Source organism: Pelosinus sp. IPA-1, assembly GCF_030269905.1.
Lineage (GTDB): Bacteria > Bacillota > Negativicutes > DSM-13327 > DSM-13327 > Pelosinus.
In genome coordinates, this window is sequence record NZ_BSVC01000001.1 from 357,782 (window position 1) to 374,290 (window position 16,509).

General features: G+C 43.4%; 10 protein-coding genes and 4 riboswitches. Of the genes, 9 read left to right on the forward strand and 1 reads right to left on the reverse strand.

Annotated elements, in window-relative coordinates:
- Positions 1-77 precede the first annotated feature (77 nt).
- From QSJ81_RS01560 to QSJ81_RS01575, 4 genes are all read left to right on the forward strand, one after another.
- A complete protein-coding gene (locus QSJ81_RS01560; protein WP_285715654.1) occupies positions 78-5,141 on the forward strand; it encodes a TonB-dependent receptor domain-containing protein in 5,064 nt (1,687 codons plus the stop codon).
- Positions 5,142-5,300: 159 nt separating this feature from the next.
- Positions 5,301-6,602, forward strand: a complete 1,302-nt coding sequence (locus QSJ81_RS01565; RefSeq protein WP_285715655.1) for a hypothetical protein — start codon at positions 5,301-5,303, stop codon at positions 6,600-6,602.
- Positions 6,603-6,731: 129 nt separating this feature from the next.
- Positions 6,732-7,712, forward strand: coding sequence for a S8 family peptidase (locus QSJ81_RS01570; RefSeq protein WP_285715656.1), 981 nt, complete (start codon positions 6,732-6,734; stop codon positions 7,710-7,712).
- 25 nt (positions 7,713-7,737) lie between these two features.
- Positions 7,738-8,340: a hypothetical protein gene (locus tag QSJ81_RS01575; RefSeq protein ID WP_285715657.1), complete on the forward strand. Its 603-nt coding sequence runs from the start codon at positions 7,738-7,740 to the stop codon at positions 8,338-8,340.
- Positions 8,341-8,451: 111 nt separating this feature from the next.
- Here QSJ81_RS01575 and QSJ81_RS01580 read toward each other — a convergent pair whose 3' ends face one another.
- Positions 8,452-10,185, reverse strand: a complete 1,734-nt coding sequence (locus QSJ81_RS01580) for an ABC transporter ATP-binding protein/permease (protein WP_285715658.1) — start codon at positions 10,183-10,185, stop codon at positions 8,452-8,454.
- Positions 10,186-10,494: 309 nt separating this feature from the next.
- A riboswitch (cobalamin riboswitch) is annotated at positions 10,495-10,679 on the forward strand.
- Between the two features lie 251 nt (positions 10,680-10,930).
- Positions 10,931-11,113, forward strand: a riboswitch (cobalamin riboswitch).
- 347 nt (positions 11,114-11,460) lie between these two features.
- Between QSJ81_RS01580 and QSJ81_RS01585 the strand changes: the two genes are divergently transcribed.
- The 5 genes from QSJ81_RS01585 (at position 11,461) to QSJ81_RS01605 (ending at position 16,458) form a co-directional block, all read left to right on the forward strand.
- Positions 11,461-11,787, forward strand: coding sequence for a NifU family protein (locus QSJ81_RS01585; protein WP_285715659.1), 327 nt, complete (start codon positions 11,461-11,463; stop codon positions 11,785-11,787).
- 131 nt (positions 11,788-11,918) lie between these two features.
- Positions 11,919-12,893 (forward strand): ABC transporter substrate-binding protein, encoded by a 975-nt coding sequence (locus QSJ81_RS01590; RefSeq protein ID WP_285715660.1) that lies wholly within the window; start codon positions 11,919-11,921, stop codon positions 12,891-12,893.
- 62 nt (positions 12,894-12,955) lie between these two features.
- Positions 12,956-13,137, forward strand: a riboswitch (cobalamin riboswitch).
- Between the two features lie 181 nt (positions 13,138-13,318).
- A complete protein-coding gene (locus tag QSJ81_RS01595) occupies positions 13,319-14,146 on the forward strand; it encodes a sirohydrochlorin cobaltochelatase (protein WP_285715661.1) in 828 nt (275 codons plus the stop codon).
- A 22-nt stretch (positions 14,147-14,168) separates the two neighbouring features.
- Positions 14,169-14,702 carry a cob(I)yrinic acid a,c-diamide adenosyltransferase gene (gene cobO / locus QSJ81_RS01600; RefSeq protein ID WP_285715662.1) on the forward strand — a complete coding sequence of 178 codons (534 nt, stop codon included), beginning with the start codon at positions 14,169-14,171 and terminating at the stop codon, positions 14,700-14,702.
- A gap of 72 nt (positions 14,703-14,774) precedes the next feature.
- Positions 14,775-14,957, forward strand: a riboswitch (cobalamin riboswitch).
- A 190-nt stretch (positions 14,958-15,147) separates the two neighbouring features.
- Positions 15,148-16,458, forward strand: a complete 1,311-nt coding sequence (locus QSJ81_RS01605; protein WP_285715663.1) for a nitrogenase component 1 — start codon at positions 15,148-15,150, stop codon at positions 16,456-16,458.
- Positions 16,459-16,509 lie beyond the last annotated feature (51 nt).

The following is a 16,509-nucleotide window of genomic DNA, read 5'->3' on the forward strand; positions in this document are numbered from 1 at the left end:
CAACAGAATTGCTGGATGAATAAGAACATCCAGCAATTCTGCAAGAAGTAAAGAAAGTAACAAAGGAATGATATGTTTTGAACCATGTATATAGAATCATCTGGAATCGCGCCCGCTCCTGTTGGCAGGTCGTATCCGAATTGACAAAAAGTAATGGGAAAATGAAATCCAGTCGCCGCCGCGCCCGCCGGGACAGCGTACTTGCAGAAATAAGTTCCATACAGTCTTTCGCCAACATCCAGACTGGAGGATATAAGAAACTGTCTTTAGCGATGACGGTAATGCTTGGTGGATCGCTGGGAGCACTGCCCCCTATGGACTCAACCAATGTTGTTTACGCCGCCGAGGGGGAGACAACCGCCAGCGGGCTTTTAAGCTACAATGCTGGGGTGCATTCCTCTAATAACATATTTTCGGATTGGCAGGCTGGGACGGTAAATCAGGCTGGGAATTCGTATAATACCGTAGTTTTAGATTCGTCGTCCTCTCCTAGATTAGTTAATCCTGTCAATGGGGCGGCACTAGTATTTAATGCGAATTCATTTAAGACAATAGTAAACTATTATAATAGTTCAGCCGGTGGATCAAACAACTATGATACGATCATCGCCGTAATCCAGGTGCCTGATCCGGCCAATCCAGGATCAACAATTCCCAAAACCTATACGATTGCCCAGAAAGACAACAGCGGCAAATTGGTGTCTCTCCTCAACTATAGTGACCTTACCAGTCCAGCTTTAACTGGAAGTAATGTTGCTAACGACTATTGGAAGTTGCCGGAGATAGCACAACAAATCTATCAAGCTCAACAAGCTGCTCAAAGTAGCGACCCAGCCATAAAAGCTGCAGCAGAGGCTAAGTTGATACAATTGATCAGCAATGGTTTGCCCCATCTTTATGCGGCCCAGGGTAATGACTGGCAGAGTGGAACACTATTGACAGTAGGTACTTCTTTGAAACCTGTTAATTTTACGTCATGGCCGATAACACTTCCTTCCAGCCCTTCGGATCCAAATTATTCTTATTCCTATCAAAGTCGCATTGTGGGAGAGAGCGGTGTATGGCGCCCCATGGATCGTCTGGAAAGCACCAGTGCTATTGTCGGCAGTTATAGCATTGGACAGGGATGGATAATTAATGCTGATGGCACAATTACCCAGACTGACAATACGACGACTTCTATTGACAATGGCAGTGGCAGCGGAACGGTGGTAACCGGTCCAACTGCGATAACAGTCAAAGACCTGACTGTCGGTAAAAACGGCACAATTGATCTGTCTTATATCAATACTGTTGGTAATGATCCCATCGCCAACCACATTCAGGGGGGAGTGTATCCCACAGGTTTTAAGGATTCTAATGGAAGAATGATCACTAGAGCAGCTAATCGAACTCTTCTGGTGCGAAATGCAGCACTTTCCGACGGTACCGTTTTTCGGCTGGGCTCCTATAGTGTAATGGAAAGTGGAGGGCAGAATGGAACTACCAAGGTACAAAAGATAGGCGGTAACCAGGATCAGGTCTATATCACGAATGTCACTACCCCGGACGGTCATGCCAACCTGTACATTCAGCTGGGGTGGGTGCCAGGGGTGGGTACGACCACTCAAGGATCGGCGGCTAGTGACGGGAAGGGGAACGTGCTCCTTGGCATCCTAAACGGTGCCGACAACTTTACGGTGACAGGTCAGACCTCCCGGGCTGACGGGGTATTCAGCCAATATGAAATCACCCCGGTCATTGGTCAGCTGGACAATTATTTCACCAATCCAGCCGATAGTTCCTCCCGTATAGGAACGGCCTGGTACCTGGATAGCTACAGCTACCTGGATCTGGATACTGTCTCGGAGTCTGGTCGGTCGGTCAGCGATAACGCAGTCGTTATGAACAACCTGTGGAAAAGCAATTACCTGAATATGTTCCGCCGGGTGGGGAACCTCCACCGTAGTGGTTATATGGGAGAGCAGGATCAAAAGGAAAACGTGTGGGCTGATACCTGGCATGGCAAATACAAGAGTGCCTCAGGCTACGGCCGCCAGGTCAATCAGACCTATAATGGCATGCAGGTAGGTTATGACAAGCTGCTGAACAACAAGGTCGGCAATGGCAAAGTCTATACCGGATTTTCCCTGAGTAAAGTGGAAGGGGACTCCCATACCGCCACTGGTGCCGGTGATCAGGAGTCCAACAGTATCGGCATATATGGCGCCTGGGTGGGGGATAAGGGACACTATCTGGATGCATCTTTCCTGGCCGCCAAACTGAAAGACAACTATCACCTGACAGGCAATACGGGTGACGGCTCTATTGGCCGCGTCAATGGTGAGTATGACACCTGGGCCTATGGTCTGGGACTCCAGTATGGGTATCAGACGCCCCGGAGAAACGGCTGGTTCTGGGAACCATCCGCTGCCCTCTTTGTCGGCCGCACCGATGGAGTCAGCTACCGTCTCAGCAACAACCTGGGTATCCGGCAGGACAGCTACAATACGGTCACTGGCAGGCTGGGACTGTCCGTGGGCAAGGAACTGGACGGTGGGAGTAATCTTTATGCCGGAGTCGCTGCTCTGCATGACTTCACCGGTCCTAGTTCCATCGGTTCCTTTTACGGCACCCAGCAAAGGGCATTGGAGACGGCAGGGGGCAAGGATACCTGGTGGGAATTCAGCCTCGGCGGCAATCGGAGGATCTCCCCGGCAGGCGTCTTCAATTTGGATCTTAGTAAAACTGTTGGCAGCAGCATCGGCAATGAATGGCGGATTAACGGCGGATTCAACTGGACCTGGGGCGGCTTTGGGGGCAACGGTAAAGGGACAGCCAAGGACAGCGAGGGCCAGACTGGTGTTATTCCCCACAACAATACCACCGTTATCCTCGGACAGGCACCGGATAAAGCGGTAAAGGAAGCTGCGTCGTTGAGTACAAATGACTTGACAGCCAAGATTCAGGAAAACAAAGTTAACCCTAACGCAGAACAAGCAGTAGCGGCAGATGAAGGTATGATAAACACGGGGGAATCTGCAGAAAAGGTAGTACAACATGCAGTAAGCTCTGAACTCCCGCCAGGCAATGCCGTGAATGAAGGGGAATACTCCTTTGCACCGATAACGGTGGAGGCGGTTCGCCCTAACTGGGAGAAAAAACTTTCCCCCGGTCAGGTCAGTGTCATCTATCCAGAGAAATTCGAAGGGGAACAAAAGGATCTGCCGGCGTTGCTGGAGCGAGTACCGGGCATGTTTGTCCAGCGGGTCAGTGGTGATGGTCACTACACGGTGGCCCGGGTACGCGGATCAACGGGTGCCCAGGTCAACGTCTATGTGGATGGTGTGCTGATGAACCTGAACGGCGATTCGGCGGTCAACCTGTCTACTATTCCGGTGGACAATGTTGAGAGAGTAGAGGTCTACCGTGGCTACGTTCCGGCTCGCTTTAGCGGTTCGCCTCTGGGAGGCGTCATCAACATCGTTACCAAAAAACCAGATAAAATTGGCGGCAGCATCAGCCAGGGAATGAAATCCTATGGCGGCTATACCGGTAATTATCAAGTGACTGCACCCCTAGGGGACGGCAGCCTCATGGCAACCTACCAACGGGATATTTGGGATGGCGATTTCCCCTTCACCATAAATCCCGAAAACCTTATGGGAAATACAGAGTTTGGCGACACAAATCGTCGTTCTAATGGTTACCAAAACAGCAACGGTATGGTCAAATGGCAAAATGACAAATGGACAGTCAAAACCGCCTGGAAAAATATGCATGAACAGCTTCCGCGATCAGTCAGCCGCTTGAGTCCGGAAGTAAGCTCCAGTTATAACTATGAGGATTATCATAAAGGCCTGTATGATGCCGATCAGAATATCGACCAGAAAGAATTCCAGATCGGCTGGCGGGATACCAAGGGCAACCTGGACTGGGGGTGGAAGCTCTATTATCTGGACAGCCAGAAGAGCTACCGTGATGTTGGTTTGCTGCGGCAAGGTTTTACAGAAGGTAAATTCGCCAGCTATCCCGGCCTGTTGTGGTCTGATTTTCACTCCAAGAAATGGGGCGGCAATCTCAACACGGCTCTAAAAATGGGTTCTAGTCATCTGGTGGAAATGAACTTTGATTACAGCCGGGAAACTATGGATGCCGATGGAAGCAACTGGAAGAGCTTTGATGACAGCATGACCTATTTAAACAGGAAATTCATCAACGAGTACAAAATCCAGGAATACCACCTGACCCTGCAGGATACCATCACTCTTAATCAGGGTGGTGACTTTAAGCTCACGCCGGTGCTCCGAGCTGACAGGGTCGTCATGGACACCATGGCGGATAATGACACGACGTGGAAGTATTCCGGTGCGGCTGCTCTGCAAAAGCAGCTTAACGAAAATTGGAGTCTCAAGACTAGCTGGGGGACCTATAACCGTCATCCCAATTTCTATGAACTCTTCGGCGACGGCGCGACCATTCGCCCCAACAAAGGTGCGGCCAAGTTCTTCGACGTTGCCGGGAATGGCACCTGGGAGACGGGGCATCAGTTTGATTTCGGCATCAACTGGCAAGGCAAACTGGCCAAGGCGGATACGAATACCTCCCTCACCTGGTTCCAGCGGCGCTCGAAAAATCAGTTTGCCCTTTGGCAGCCCAATGTTCCCAATGCTCCTGCCAGTTATTTCCCCATGGATGATGCCCGTGTCCATGGCATCGAGCTGACCCAGAATATGAAGTGGCAAAGGCTCAACCTTAGCATGGCAGGAACCTGGCAGACTTCAAAGTACTCCGGTAATAATATGGGGGGAAATTACAACGGCATGAAATCCAATATTTCCTATACTCCGGAGTGGGTATGGAATGCCCGTCTGGATTACCTCTTCCCTGGAGATAAGATGAATGTCTTTACTGAATATACCTATACTGATAAACAGTTTCTCGGTGCCGATGACAATGATGGCAGATATATGCAGGCATTGTCCACCGTCGATTTAGGCTTAAAATATGCCTTTGATCAAAACTGGAAGTTATCCGCCGGTGTGAATGATCTTTTCAACAAAGGGTACGATCTCAGGCAAATTAACGGTTCTTATTCCAGTACTCTTGCCTATCCCCTCGCCGGGCGCATGTACTATGCAACCATGGAGTATAAATTCTAGGAGGTACAAATTCTTGCCTTGGGAGAAGAACTATAATGACCGGAGGTTCACGTAGAACATGGAAAGGGGGTGATTCCATTGAATGTAGTCTGAAAGACAGGATTCAAGATTGCATTATAAAGAAAGATGTTTAAAAAAATGAGGATGAGGTGATTGTTTATGTCAAGACTTGCATGCGGCGTAATCAACGGCAGCTATAGCCAAGGAATTGTCAGTTCAATAAATACGTTGGGAAATCGCAGGGTACCGGAAATAACACACATTGACGTTGGAGCTGGCTTAGATCCAGAAATAATATCAGGCGATCCCCGCGTACTAGGGTATAAACACGGCAGCGACAATTGCGTCATGATTTCCGCCTATACCTACACTACACCGGGAACAGCTGGAAATGCCCGGGTAGCATTGTTTAAGATTAACGCCACTACCGGCGCTTGGGAACAACTTGTTCAAAAGCTCAGTACAACTTGGGGCTTCAGCAATCCCTATGGGCTGGTTGTTGTTGGCAATAACATGTACGTGCAGGATTATGATTCGGGCAAAATCACTGCAGTGGATCTAACAACTTATAATACTTCCACGCTTTATACCATGGGTTCAGTAAGTAGTGGCGGGACCACCTATCTTCCCCATGGCAACGGCATGGATTACTCCGATTACGGTTTAATTGCTATTTTCAGCTATTTGGAATCAGGCAGTTATTCCAACTATACCAATTCCAAATTGGCTGTTGTGCCGGTTGACGGCAGCACTGCATCCGTGGTTTCAGGTTTGAATAAAAATGTCGTTTCTGTAGCGGTGGAAGGAGATTTTGCTTATATTTCTTCAATTGGTGGCGCTCAGCAAGGCGGCGGTAACCCTGCTTCCAAGATAGAATCGGTAGATCTGACTACTCCTGTGCTAGGAACTACGCCAGTTACAATTTCTGCGCTTCCCACAACTCCTTCGGGTGAGCAAAAAGGAGATTTCGTGGATGTTGCTTTTCGCAGCGGAGCTGCCTATGTGCTGCGTGCCAACTATGATACCAATTATACATCGTATTCTTATCGCCTGATTAAAACAACAGGCGCCAGCTTGCGAGCAGGATCTTTCGGTACTTATACCACCATAGTTGACACGGCAACACCAGCCGAGGCCACTTGGATGCTGGCTCCGGCTGTCGATACTCTCTGGTTTGTCAGCGGCAGCGCGGCAAATATTATCCAGCTTATCAGCGGTGGCTTGAGTACCGGTTCTGTTGTGAAGAAAGCCGATGCCTCCCTAAGCACTGCAAGCAGTTATGGTCTGGGTACTACGGTAAGCGGTGCCGCTATCAATGCTCATCTGAACACGGCATCTGTGATTATTGATGTTGCCGATGTCGCTGCCAAAGAGGCTGTAGGCGCAGCCGCAGCGGTCTCCGCGACCCGCACCAAGGTGGCATTCAGGTTCGTACGTCCAGAAGAACTCGAAAAGAAATAAGTACAAAAGCAATTTCCGCACGGCCTTCTTTAGCGAGGGCGTGCGGAATACTTTTATTCCCTTTAATGACGGTGGTGCTACTTCGAGATGCATGACAATTGACATATGAATTTTTAAGGAGGTGTTCTTATGCATGAAATGAAGCTTCTACCTTTTGAGGTGAAAGAAATCTTGGACAATGCGGAAAAAATACCCGATGGTATTCAATTAATGAAAGCACCGGAAGTTTGGGAGCCAAGCAAGCGGGGCCAAGGGGTAGTAGTTGCCATTCTGGATACCGGCTGCCAATTGGACCATCCCGATTTAAAGGACCGAATCATTGGCGGACGTAATTTTACAACGAATAATAATAGTGATCCGGATCAATTTGGTGATACCAACGGACATGGTACCCATGTGGCGGGAACGATTGCTGCTGTTGAAAATGGGCAGGGTGTTGTTGGTATGGCCCCGCAAGTTAGCTTGCTCATTCTCAAGGTACTTGACAGTAGTGGTGGCGGTGGCTACCAAAATTTGATTGATGCGATTAACTATGCCTTGGAGTGGCAGGGGCCTGAAGGACAAAAGGTGCGCATCCTGTCCATGTCCTTAGGTGGGGAAGCGGATGACCCGGCCTTACATACCGCCATTGCTCAGGCAATCGGCGCTGGTGTATTAGTAGTCTGCGCCGCCGGTAATACAGGGCAAGTGGAAAGGCAGTTTCCTGGCGGTTATAACGAAGTCGTTGGTGTGGGAGCTGTGGATTTGGATAAAAAATTGGCGTCTTTCAGTACGATGAATAAGGAAATTGATGTGGTGGCTCCCGGTGTTGGCATTCTTTCCACCTATCCAGATAATCGTTATGCCATTCTTTCTGGTACTTCCATGGCTACCCCTCATATTGCCGGGGCTGCGGCTCTCATCATTAATCAGTGCGAACAGGATTTTGAACGCACCCTGACCGAAACGGAGATTTATGCTCAGCTTTGCAAGCGGACAAGCGCCTTAGGTTATAAAAAAATAAAAGAAGGCAACGGCTTTCTGGATTTGACCGTCGGTTACCAGATTGTCTTACATCCTATGGCGCTGGAATCTGATGTTCAGCAAGTAAAGGTGGGGAGTCATGTTTGATAGGAGAGAAAGGATGTGGTTCATCATGAAGAAAACATTGGCACTCTTGCCACTGGCCCTTTTGTTTGCCTTTCCATCTTTTGCGGGTGCGGCGGACAGCGCGCCAAAAGAGGCTGCCCTTCCTGCCTCCTTTTATTGTGCCTCAGCCAAACAAATTGCAGAAAGTTATGTGCTGCTGATTAAAGAAAAATATGCCAAGCAAGCAAAAGACCAGAACTATTTTGAAGCGCAGCTGAAATATCAAATTGTGGCAGCAAAATTTTCAGGTATACGTTCCACCATTGAATTAGAAGCAATTGGGGGAAGCCGTATTCCCAATGTGAATGATTCCAGGTATCAGCCAATGGTAATGGAGGCATTGAGGGCTTTTGATGATTTTAACGCAGTTTCTCAAAAAATTATATTTTCTACTCCCAATACTGTCAGTACACAGGCCATTACCTCACTTGATTTTTCCACGGTCATTACCGATATTTTTTCCTTTGTATCCAGGTTTCAGGAACTTTGGGTGAAACAAGACGAAATCAGAGAAACCAGGTTAAAAAAATTGAGTGAATGGATTGATCAATATTACAAATGGTCAAATTGGGATGATATTGGCAAGCCAGCTACTACGAATGCCTCATAGTTTTTATCACTTGTGGGGTAAAATAAGTATAGAGATTCTATAATAAAATAATTATGGATTGAGAAAACTGCTTATCATAGATAGGCAGCTTTCTTTCGGTAACGTCATTTTTCACATTGCGGGCAGTTTTGATAATTCCCAGCGTCCTAATCCGTCTAGCTTCAGTTGTAAGGTATGAAATTTCTTTAATACATCCCGATGTCCTACACTGATTAGCACGGTTCTTGGCAAGGCTGTTTGCAAGAGGTTATACATATAGAGTTCGGTTTCTTTGTCGAGAGACGAAGTTGCTTCATCAAGTAGCAGCCAGTCCGGTTTGTGTAAGATGGCTCTGGCAATTGCTAATTTTTGTTGCTCGCCTAAGGATAAGATTTTCCCCCAATTTTCTTCTTGATCTAATTTTTCCGTAAGGAATGATAACTGACACAGTTTCAATGTTTTTTGCATAGATTGCCTGGTAATTGGAGTAGTATGGCGAGGGTATAGAAGTACGTTGTATAGTGTATGGATTGGAATATATGATTTTTGCGGTAGTAAGATTACGTTTTCCTTGGGTGGGTAAGAAATTGTACCTTGGGAAAAAGGCCAAAGCCCAGTTAAGGTCTTTAATAAAGTGCTTTTGCCAGAGCCGGAGGGGCCAATAATTAGTAGATTATCCTTTTTCATTAACTGTAGAGAAAAGTATTTTAACAAAGGTTCCCTCCGGGGACTTTGTATAGAAAGATCTTCGGCGATAAAAGTATTGTTTGCAGGGAACCTTATGGTAAGTGCTTGGGTTTCTTTTAGCAATAATTGAGCTTTATTCATATTTTGGGTAAAATACTTAAGACGAATCAAAATAGACTGCCATTCTGCAATTTTGCTAAAACTATCAATAATATAAGAAAGGGCAGAGTGGACATACCAATAAGCTCCGGATATTTCAAAGAGCTGACCTAACTGTATTTCGTTATTGAAATAGAGGGGCGAGGCCATGAGAAAGGCAAAAACGATGGATAAATGAGAATAACTGGCAGTTAACCAGGTTATATTTTTATTTGTATTCATTATTTTTCCAAAGTTAGTATAAATATTATGAAAAATATTTTTGAAATTATTATTTTCTGCAGCCTCGCCGTTATATAGTGCAATGCTTTCGTCGTTTTCTCTAAAACGGACAAGGGCGTAACGAAAATCGGCTTCGTAACCTTGTTGTAAAACATGTAGCTTCACCAATGGGCGTCCTACTTGCGTAATAATGTAGGTGCCTATGAAGGAATATCCTAAGGATGCCCAGACTAGATAACCATAGATGGTTATAGAAGTATGACCAACTGTAACGCCAAGGTTCCCAGACAGTTGCCACAAGACCATAATAAAGGTAAGAAGAGTAGCTAGTTGTTTTAATAGTCCGAAGAAAAGACTAAGTGTATTTGAAGCAAGTAAATGTAGGTCTTCACTGATGCGTTGGTCTGGATTGTCAGTACTATGGAGTAAATGATTCATGTAATAATAGGTTTTATCCTGAAGCCAGCGCTGCAGATAGTAGTGGGTCATCCATTGTCGCCAACGTATTTGCAGCATCATTTGAAAAAAGACCTGGCACCCGGAAATAATAATAAAAATGCCACCGATCTGGCTGAAATCAAATAATGCACTAATAAAACCAGCATAATTATAATATTGGAGTTGGTGATAAAAATTGCCTTGCCAATGATTTAAATACAGATGAATAAAAACAATTCCTACATTTAGTGAGATGGTGATAAGGAGTAATCCCCAGGCTAGAGGCGCCTTTTTTGAAAACCAATAGGAAGTGATTAACTGCCAGGGGGGAATCTGTAGAGGTGTTTTTCCTAGTCCCACAACTCTCCTCCTCGATACATGATTATTTACTCTTTATGCAGCATTTTTACATTATGCTAGAAAAAATCTCTAGTGGAAGAGACATTAGAGTGAACCAGAGAGTGTGCTAATAAAACTTTCGTCAAAAGATGTATCGGTCTTCATCTTATTAAAAGATATGATAAATATATGTAGTTATTGGTAGAATATGATGAGGAGTAGTCCGATTAAAAGATGGTATTGACAAATAAATACAACAGACTATGCGGAAACAAATTGACAAGAAAGTAGGAATGTGATATTTTAAATAAGTGAGTTACAAAATGCACAATCTAATAAAATGAGATAGGTGCCCGCAAGGGCTTAATAGGGAAGTCCGGTAAAAAATGCCGGCGCGGTCCCGCCACTGTATTGGTGAGCGACTTCAAGAAGATGCCACTGGGATGAAGATCTTGGGAAGGTTTGGAGAAGCGATGATCCAGAGCCAGGAGAACTGCCTATTTAACGATCACCGTTTGACCTACGAGAGATGGGGAGGGGATTATTTGAGTTGTCTATGTTATAGGCTGGTTTCGTGTCGTTTTTTTAGTGGAACTAGTATTAAAATGGATTTTTCAGATAGTCACCTCTTCCTGCGAAGAGTTAGGCTGACTATCTGAGAAATCCATTTTTGTTTGCCTAAAAGTGGCAATCCTTATAAGGTGGTGTATATGCGATTTGCAGTATTTAAGGTCAAATTAAACTTTACCTAATTTATTCTTTTGGATAATAGAATATAGAGATAGGTGCCCGTAAGGGCTTAATAGGGAAGTCCGGTAAAACGCCGGCGCGGTCCCGCCACTGTATTGGTGAGCAACTTCAAGAGTATGCCACTGGGATGGAAATCCTGGGAAGGTTTGGAGGAGCAATGATCCAGAGCCAGGAGAACTGCCTATTTGACAATCACCGTTTGACCTACGAGAGATGGGGAGGGGATTATTTGGCAGTCTATTATAGACTAGTTTCACAGTGCTTTTTTTCCTGTGACTAAGAATAAAAATGGATTTTTCAGGTAGTCAATTCTCCCTAGCAGAAGTTAGGCTGACAATCTGAAAAATCCATTTTTTATTATGTAAAAAATAAAAACGAGGAATTTACAATTTTATAAGTTAATATCCGATGTTACTGGATTAGATGGGGTAGGGTGCTGTTAAGGTTTAATCCGGAAGGTCCGTACCTTGGCTTCTAGGATATATTGTACCAACGAATGCAGAAGATTTGTTAGATGAATAATTGGGATTAATTGGAGGTGAGTAAATGAAAAAGCAAGTTAATAAAATTACAGTTGAAGAAAAAATTCGGCCAGTGTTAGATGCTTATCATGCCAATGTAGAATTAGTGAAAGTAACAGCAGACGGATTCTTAAAAGTAAGGATTACGGGTGCTTATGTTTCTTGTCACGATGCTGAAAAAAATATACTAGCAGTGGTAGAAAAGGCATTTAGAGAAGTAATATGCTCAGATATAAAAGGTGTCATAGTAGTAGGAAAAATGAAAAGAAAAATTAACAATATCTTGAATTTTTTGTATAGAGATATTACAAAACGTTATAAAGAATGTAACCCATCATCCTTCCATGTATGAGTCTGACAATAGAAGAGCTGGGGAGCAGTCCTTTCCAATTGAGAGTCAAGTTGAGTTAAACTCTGCGTATTAAGCATTCTTTATGGATGCTTGAGTAGAACTATTTTTATTCTAAGGAGGAAATGATTAGTATGAAGCGAATCAATTACATGTTTTTGACAATTTTAGTACTGATATCATTCTTATTTATAGGTTGTGCAAATAAACAAGCCACAAACTCTAGTTCTAAAGAACAACAGGGTGTAGTTGCGGTTAAAAACAATAAACGTACGATTGAATTTCCAAATGTTCCTCAGCGAGTTGTTACTTTAAATCAACATGCCACCGAAATTATGCTGGCACTGGGCCTTTCTGACAAGCTGGTAGGAGTAACCCATTTAAAAGGCGAAACGCAGTCTGAATACAAGGAACAATACAATAGAATTCCTGTATTATCAGATAACTATCCTTCAAAAGAGGTTTTATTCGGAGCAAAACCAGATTTTGTCTATGGTCATAAAGATGCTTTTGAGGATAAGTGGATTGGTTCTGCGGATGAGCTTGAAAAACAAAATGTTAAAAGTTATATTACTCAAGGAGCGCTTTTAGAGCATGCAACGATTCAGGATGTATACGATGATATCAGCAATGTAGGTGAAATTTTTCATATTGAGATGAAAGCACAAGATATCATTAAAAATGTAAAAACAGAGATTCAGCAAGTAAAAGAAAAAACAGACTTTGTAGATAAACGAGTCCAAGTTCTGATCTTTGATGGGGCAATGGGGAATCAGGTTACAGTCGCAGGTCGATCTTTAGAAAGTGACTTAATACGCTTAGCAGGCGGTGACAATGTATTTAGTCATTTGGAAAAAAATTGGGAAAAAACGAATTGGCAGGAAATAGTAAGACGTAATCCTGATGTGATAGTAATTAATGATCATGCCACACAATCAGCCCAGGAAACAATACAAATGCTTGTTAGAAATCCAGCATTAGCTGAGGTAGAAGCAATTAAGAAACAACGATTTGTTATATTTCCCTTCAATGATACAAATGAAGGGATCAGAAGCGGTAAAACGGTACAATGGCTAGCTAAGGCTTTTTATCCTCAGTTATTTCACTAATGAATTCCTAGCGTTGACAAATCATACCGCTTGTTATACGATACAAGCGGTATGATCCCAAAATACATATAGATGGTATAGGTGCCCTTTGGGCTTAATAGGGAAGTTCGGTTCAAAGCCGGCGCGGTCCCGCCACTGTAATGAGGAGCAAACCCATGATTATGCCACTGAGACAACAGTCTTGGGAAGGTTTTGGGAAGCGATGATTCTAAGTCAGGAGAACTGCCTATATAACAGTCACCAATTGACCTGCGAGTGATGGGGAGGGGATTAAGTAACGGCGTTATTTGTATTTTTTCTGGCGTACATAGGCTAGGATTTTATAGATTAAACAGATTACTTAACGATGTATCAAATCCTCTAACTAATTGGTTGGAGGATTTTTTGATTTGTCACTAGCAGGAAGAAAAAACAGGGAGTGATTCATGATGAAAAAAGCTATTTTAGTTGTTAGTTTTGGCACTACTTATCAGGATGGTCTACGATTAAACATAGAAAGTGTAGAGAATAAGATTAGAGCTACGTTTCCTGAGTATGAAGTACGCAGAGCCTTTACATCACGTATTGTTATCAAACGTTTAGCTGCTAGAGACGGTATTCAAATTGATACGGAAACCGAAGCAATACAAAAGTTAGAGCGAGAAGGCTATAAGGAAGTATATATTCAGCCATTGCATGTAGTGGCTGGCGAGGAATATGATAAGATAAAAAGGATTGTTGTACAGTATGCGCATCAAAAAGAGAAACATTTTGACAAGATAGTAATTGGACGTCCCCTGCTTTATTATACAGGTCAAGAAGAGAAGCCCGATGATTATCTAGAGGCAATTCAGGCTTTGAAAGTACAACTGCCCGAAATAGGAAGTCGAGAGGCTGTTGTTTTTATGGGGCACGGAGGCATACATCCCGCTAATACTGCTTATGCTGCATTGCAAATGAAAATGGAAGCGGCTGGTCTAGAAAATGTATTTGTATATACAGTGGAAGGCTTTCCATCTATCGAAAACGTCATTGATAAGTTAACCAAGCAGAATATCAAAAAAGTAACCCTAATGCCATTTATGCTGGTAGCTGGTGATCATGTCAATAATGATATGGCTGGTGATGAGGAGGACTCTGCTAAATCCCAATTGCTGGCGGCAGGATTTGAAGTAGCTGTTTATCTTCATGGTTTAGGAGAGAATGCAGGGATTCAGGATCTTTATGTACAGCATTTAAAAGATATCCTGATTTTAACAGGACAAAATCACTAATTTAAGAAAGGAAGAGGATTGCATGGAAAAAAGAGAAGGCCTAATTATTGTTCATACAGGCAATGGTAAGGGAAAAACCACGGCATCTTTAGGTCTTGGATTAAGAGCTTGGGGGCAGGGATTTAAAGTATTAATATTGCAATTTATAAAAGGCAATTGGAAATATGGAGAATTAAAAGCGGCAGAGGCTTTGGGGCCGAACTTTGTAATGCGCCAGATGGGTGAAGGATTTGTTCGTAATGCAAATGAAGATGCTATGGCGGAGCACTGTCATGCAGCTGAGGAAGCCTTGACGATGGCACGAAAAGAAATTTTAGCAAAACAGTGGGATATGATTATTTTAGATGAAATCAATTATGCGATTAAATTTGGTGTTATATCTTTAGCGGCAGTCTTAGAATTACTAGACGCAAAACCTACTGAGTTGCACCTTGTATTGACTGGGCGGGATGTTCGTCCGGAGATCATTGACAAAGCAGATTTAGTGACTGAAATGAAAGAGATTAAACATCCCTATAAAAAGGGAATAAAGGCTCAAAAAGGTATAGAATTTTAGCAGAACTGCTAGCTATCAATTGCTTGACAATTCTTTTGAAATATTATAAAGTGAATCTTATAACATAGAAAAATTCATATGGATGGTATAGGTGCCCTTTGGGGCTTAATAGGGAAGTCCGGTTCAATTCCGGCGCGGTCCCGCCACTGTAATGAGGAGCAAACCCATGTGTATGCCACTGAGACGAGCGTCTTGGGAAGGTATGGGCGAGCAATGATCCAGAGTCAGGAGAACTGCCTATATAGCAATCACCGTTAGAACCTGCGAGAGATGGGGAGGGGATTTGTACGATAGTTTCTTTATTGTGCTTATTTTTTCCCGGCGTATATGTATGCCGGGATTACTATTTGCTTTATGCTATTGTAAAATCTCTTAGCCTTTTTAGGTTAGGAGATTTTTTTTGCGGTTATTTTGGGAATCAGCAAAAAAAGAGGAGGTATTGTACATGGTAACTAGTCATTCAACCTATATGTGTAAAGAGGGCAATAGTTGTGGATTGACAGGTGCAGCTACCTTTTTTGCTGGCATCCCAGATGCTGTTATGGTGATTAACAGTTCTTTATGGTGTTACTTTTCAGCCCGTGGGTATAGTGAAAAACAATGCCCTACTGCAGCAATGCGTTTTTTTTGCTCTCAAAGAAGTCAAGATGTCGTATCTCTTGATACAGAAGAATATCTGTTACATATTTTACAATCCATAAAAGAAACATCTCAGCCATCAATAGTATTACTTGGAAATAGTTGTGTTATCAAAACTAGCAATGAAGAACTTCAACTCATTGCTAAGAAAGCAAAGATGGATTGTCCTGTAGTTTGTATGGATAGTTTGGATTTAAAAGGAGGATTTTGGCCAGGCTATCAGGCAGCTGCTAGGGCTTATTGCTGTGTAATGCCATTACAGGCCCGCAACGTGGTAAAGTCTAGTACTGTTAATTTACTAGGATGCAGTGTCGGCTATTATAATGCAGCCAATGATGTGCAGGAATTGCGAAGAATGTTGTCTTTAGCTGGCTATAAAGTGTTAGCTTGTCCAGGGGCAGGTAGCACTAGCCAAGAAATTGCCAACATGACTCAAGCCCAACTTAATATCGTGGTCCATGATGAATTAGGACGAGATATGGCGCAGCAACTAGAAGATCAATATGGGATGCCTTATGTATCTCTTTTACCTCCCTATGGGATAAATGGCTCGTTACATTGGCTAAAAGCGATTGACTATTATATGTCTGGTGAAAGTAATGGGCTAGAACCAATTCAGCGAGAAGTTCGTGATTTGCAAGAAAAACTAAACATTTGTAATAGCGAAAAGCAAAAGACATGGGGAAATATGCGGTTTGAAAGTATTTTTATTTCAGCACCTTCCTCTGTAGCTTTTGGCATATCTCAGGCAATGCGTTATGAATGGGTAAATCCTAATAAAATAATAACTGTATTACAAAATGGTATTCCTTTTAAACAGAGGTATCCTAAATATATTGGTACCGTATTAGACAGATATAAAGATCAGCAGACAATAGAAGAGCATTTGGCAGGGTTAGCGGGAGGGCTGCTTATGGCGAGTAGCAGAGAAATAGTTATTTTGCATCAAAAAGCAGTGGAGAATGTGCCATATCAACATATCTCCTTACCCATTTATGATGGAATGATACTTAAAAAGCGGCCACTTATGGGGTTACAGGGAGCTAGTCATATGGTAGAAGAACTGTGGGATAAATATATACAAGGACAAGAAAAAATTGGTTTGCTAAAAAAGTAACAGTTACTTAGTAAATAACTGTCGTAAAGCTACAGATAGATAATAGTTAAG

Bases quoted from the DNA above. Each gene is read 5' to 3' on its own strand.
- QSJ81_RS01565 (WP_285715655.1), top strand. From the start codon at position 5,301: ATGTCAAGACTTGCATGCGGCGTAATCAACGGCAGCTATAGCCAAGGA.
- QSJ81_RS01570 (WP_285715656.1), top strand. From the start codon at position 6,732: ATGCATGAAATGAAGCTTCTACCTTTTGAGGTGAAAGAAATCTTGGAC.
- QSJ81_RS01575 (WP_285715657.1), top strand. From the start codon at position 7,738: ATGAAGAAAACATTGGCACTCTTGCCACTGGCCCTTTTGTTTGCCTTT.
- QSJ81_RS01585 (WP_285715659.1), top strand. From the start codon at position 11,461: ATGAAAAAGCAAGTTAATAAAATTACAGTTGAAGAAAAAATTCGGCCA.
- QSJ81_RS01590 (WP_285715660.1), top strand. From the start codon at position 11,919: ATGAAGCGAATCAATTACATGTTTTTGACAATTTTAGTACTGATATCA.
- QSJ81_RS01595 (WP_285715661.1), top strand. From the start codon at position 13,319: ATGATGAAAAAAGCTATTTTAGTTGTTAGTTTTGGCACTACTTATCAG.
- cobO (WP_285715662.1), top strand. From the start codon at position 14,169: ATGGAAAAAAGAGAAGGCCTAATTATTGTTCATACAGGCAATGGTAAG.
- QSJ81_RS01605 (WP_285715663.1), top strand. From the start codon at position 15,148: ATGGTAACTAGTCATTCAACCTATATGTGTAAAGAGGGCAATAGTTGT.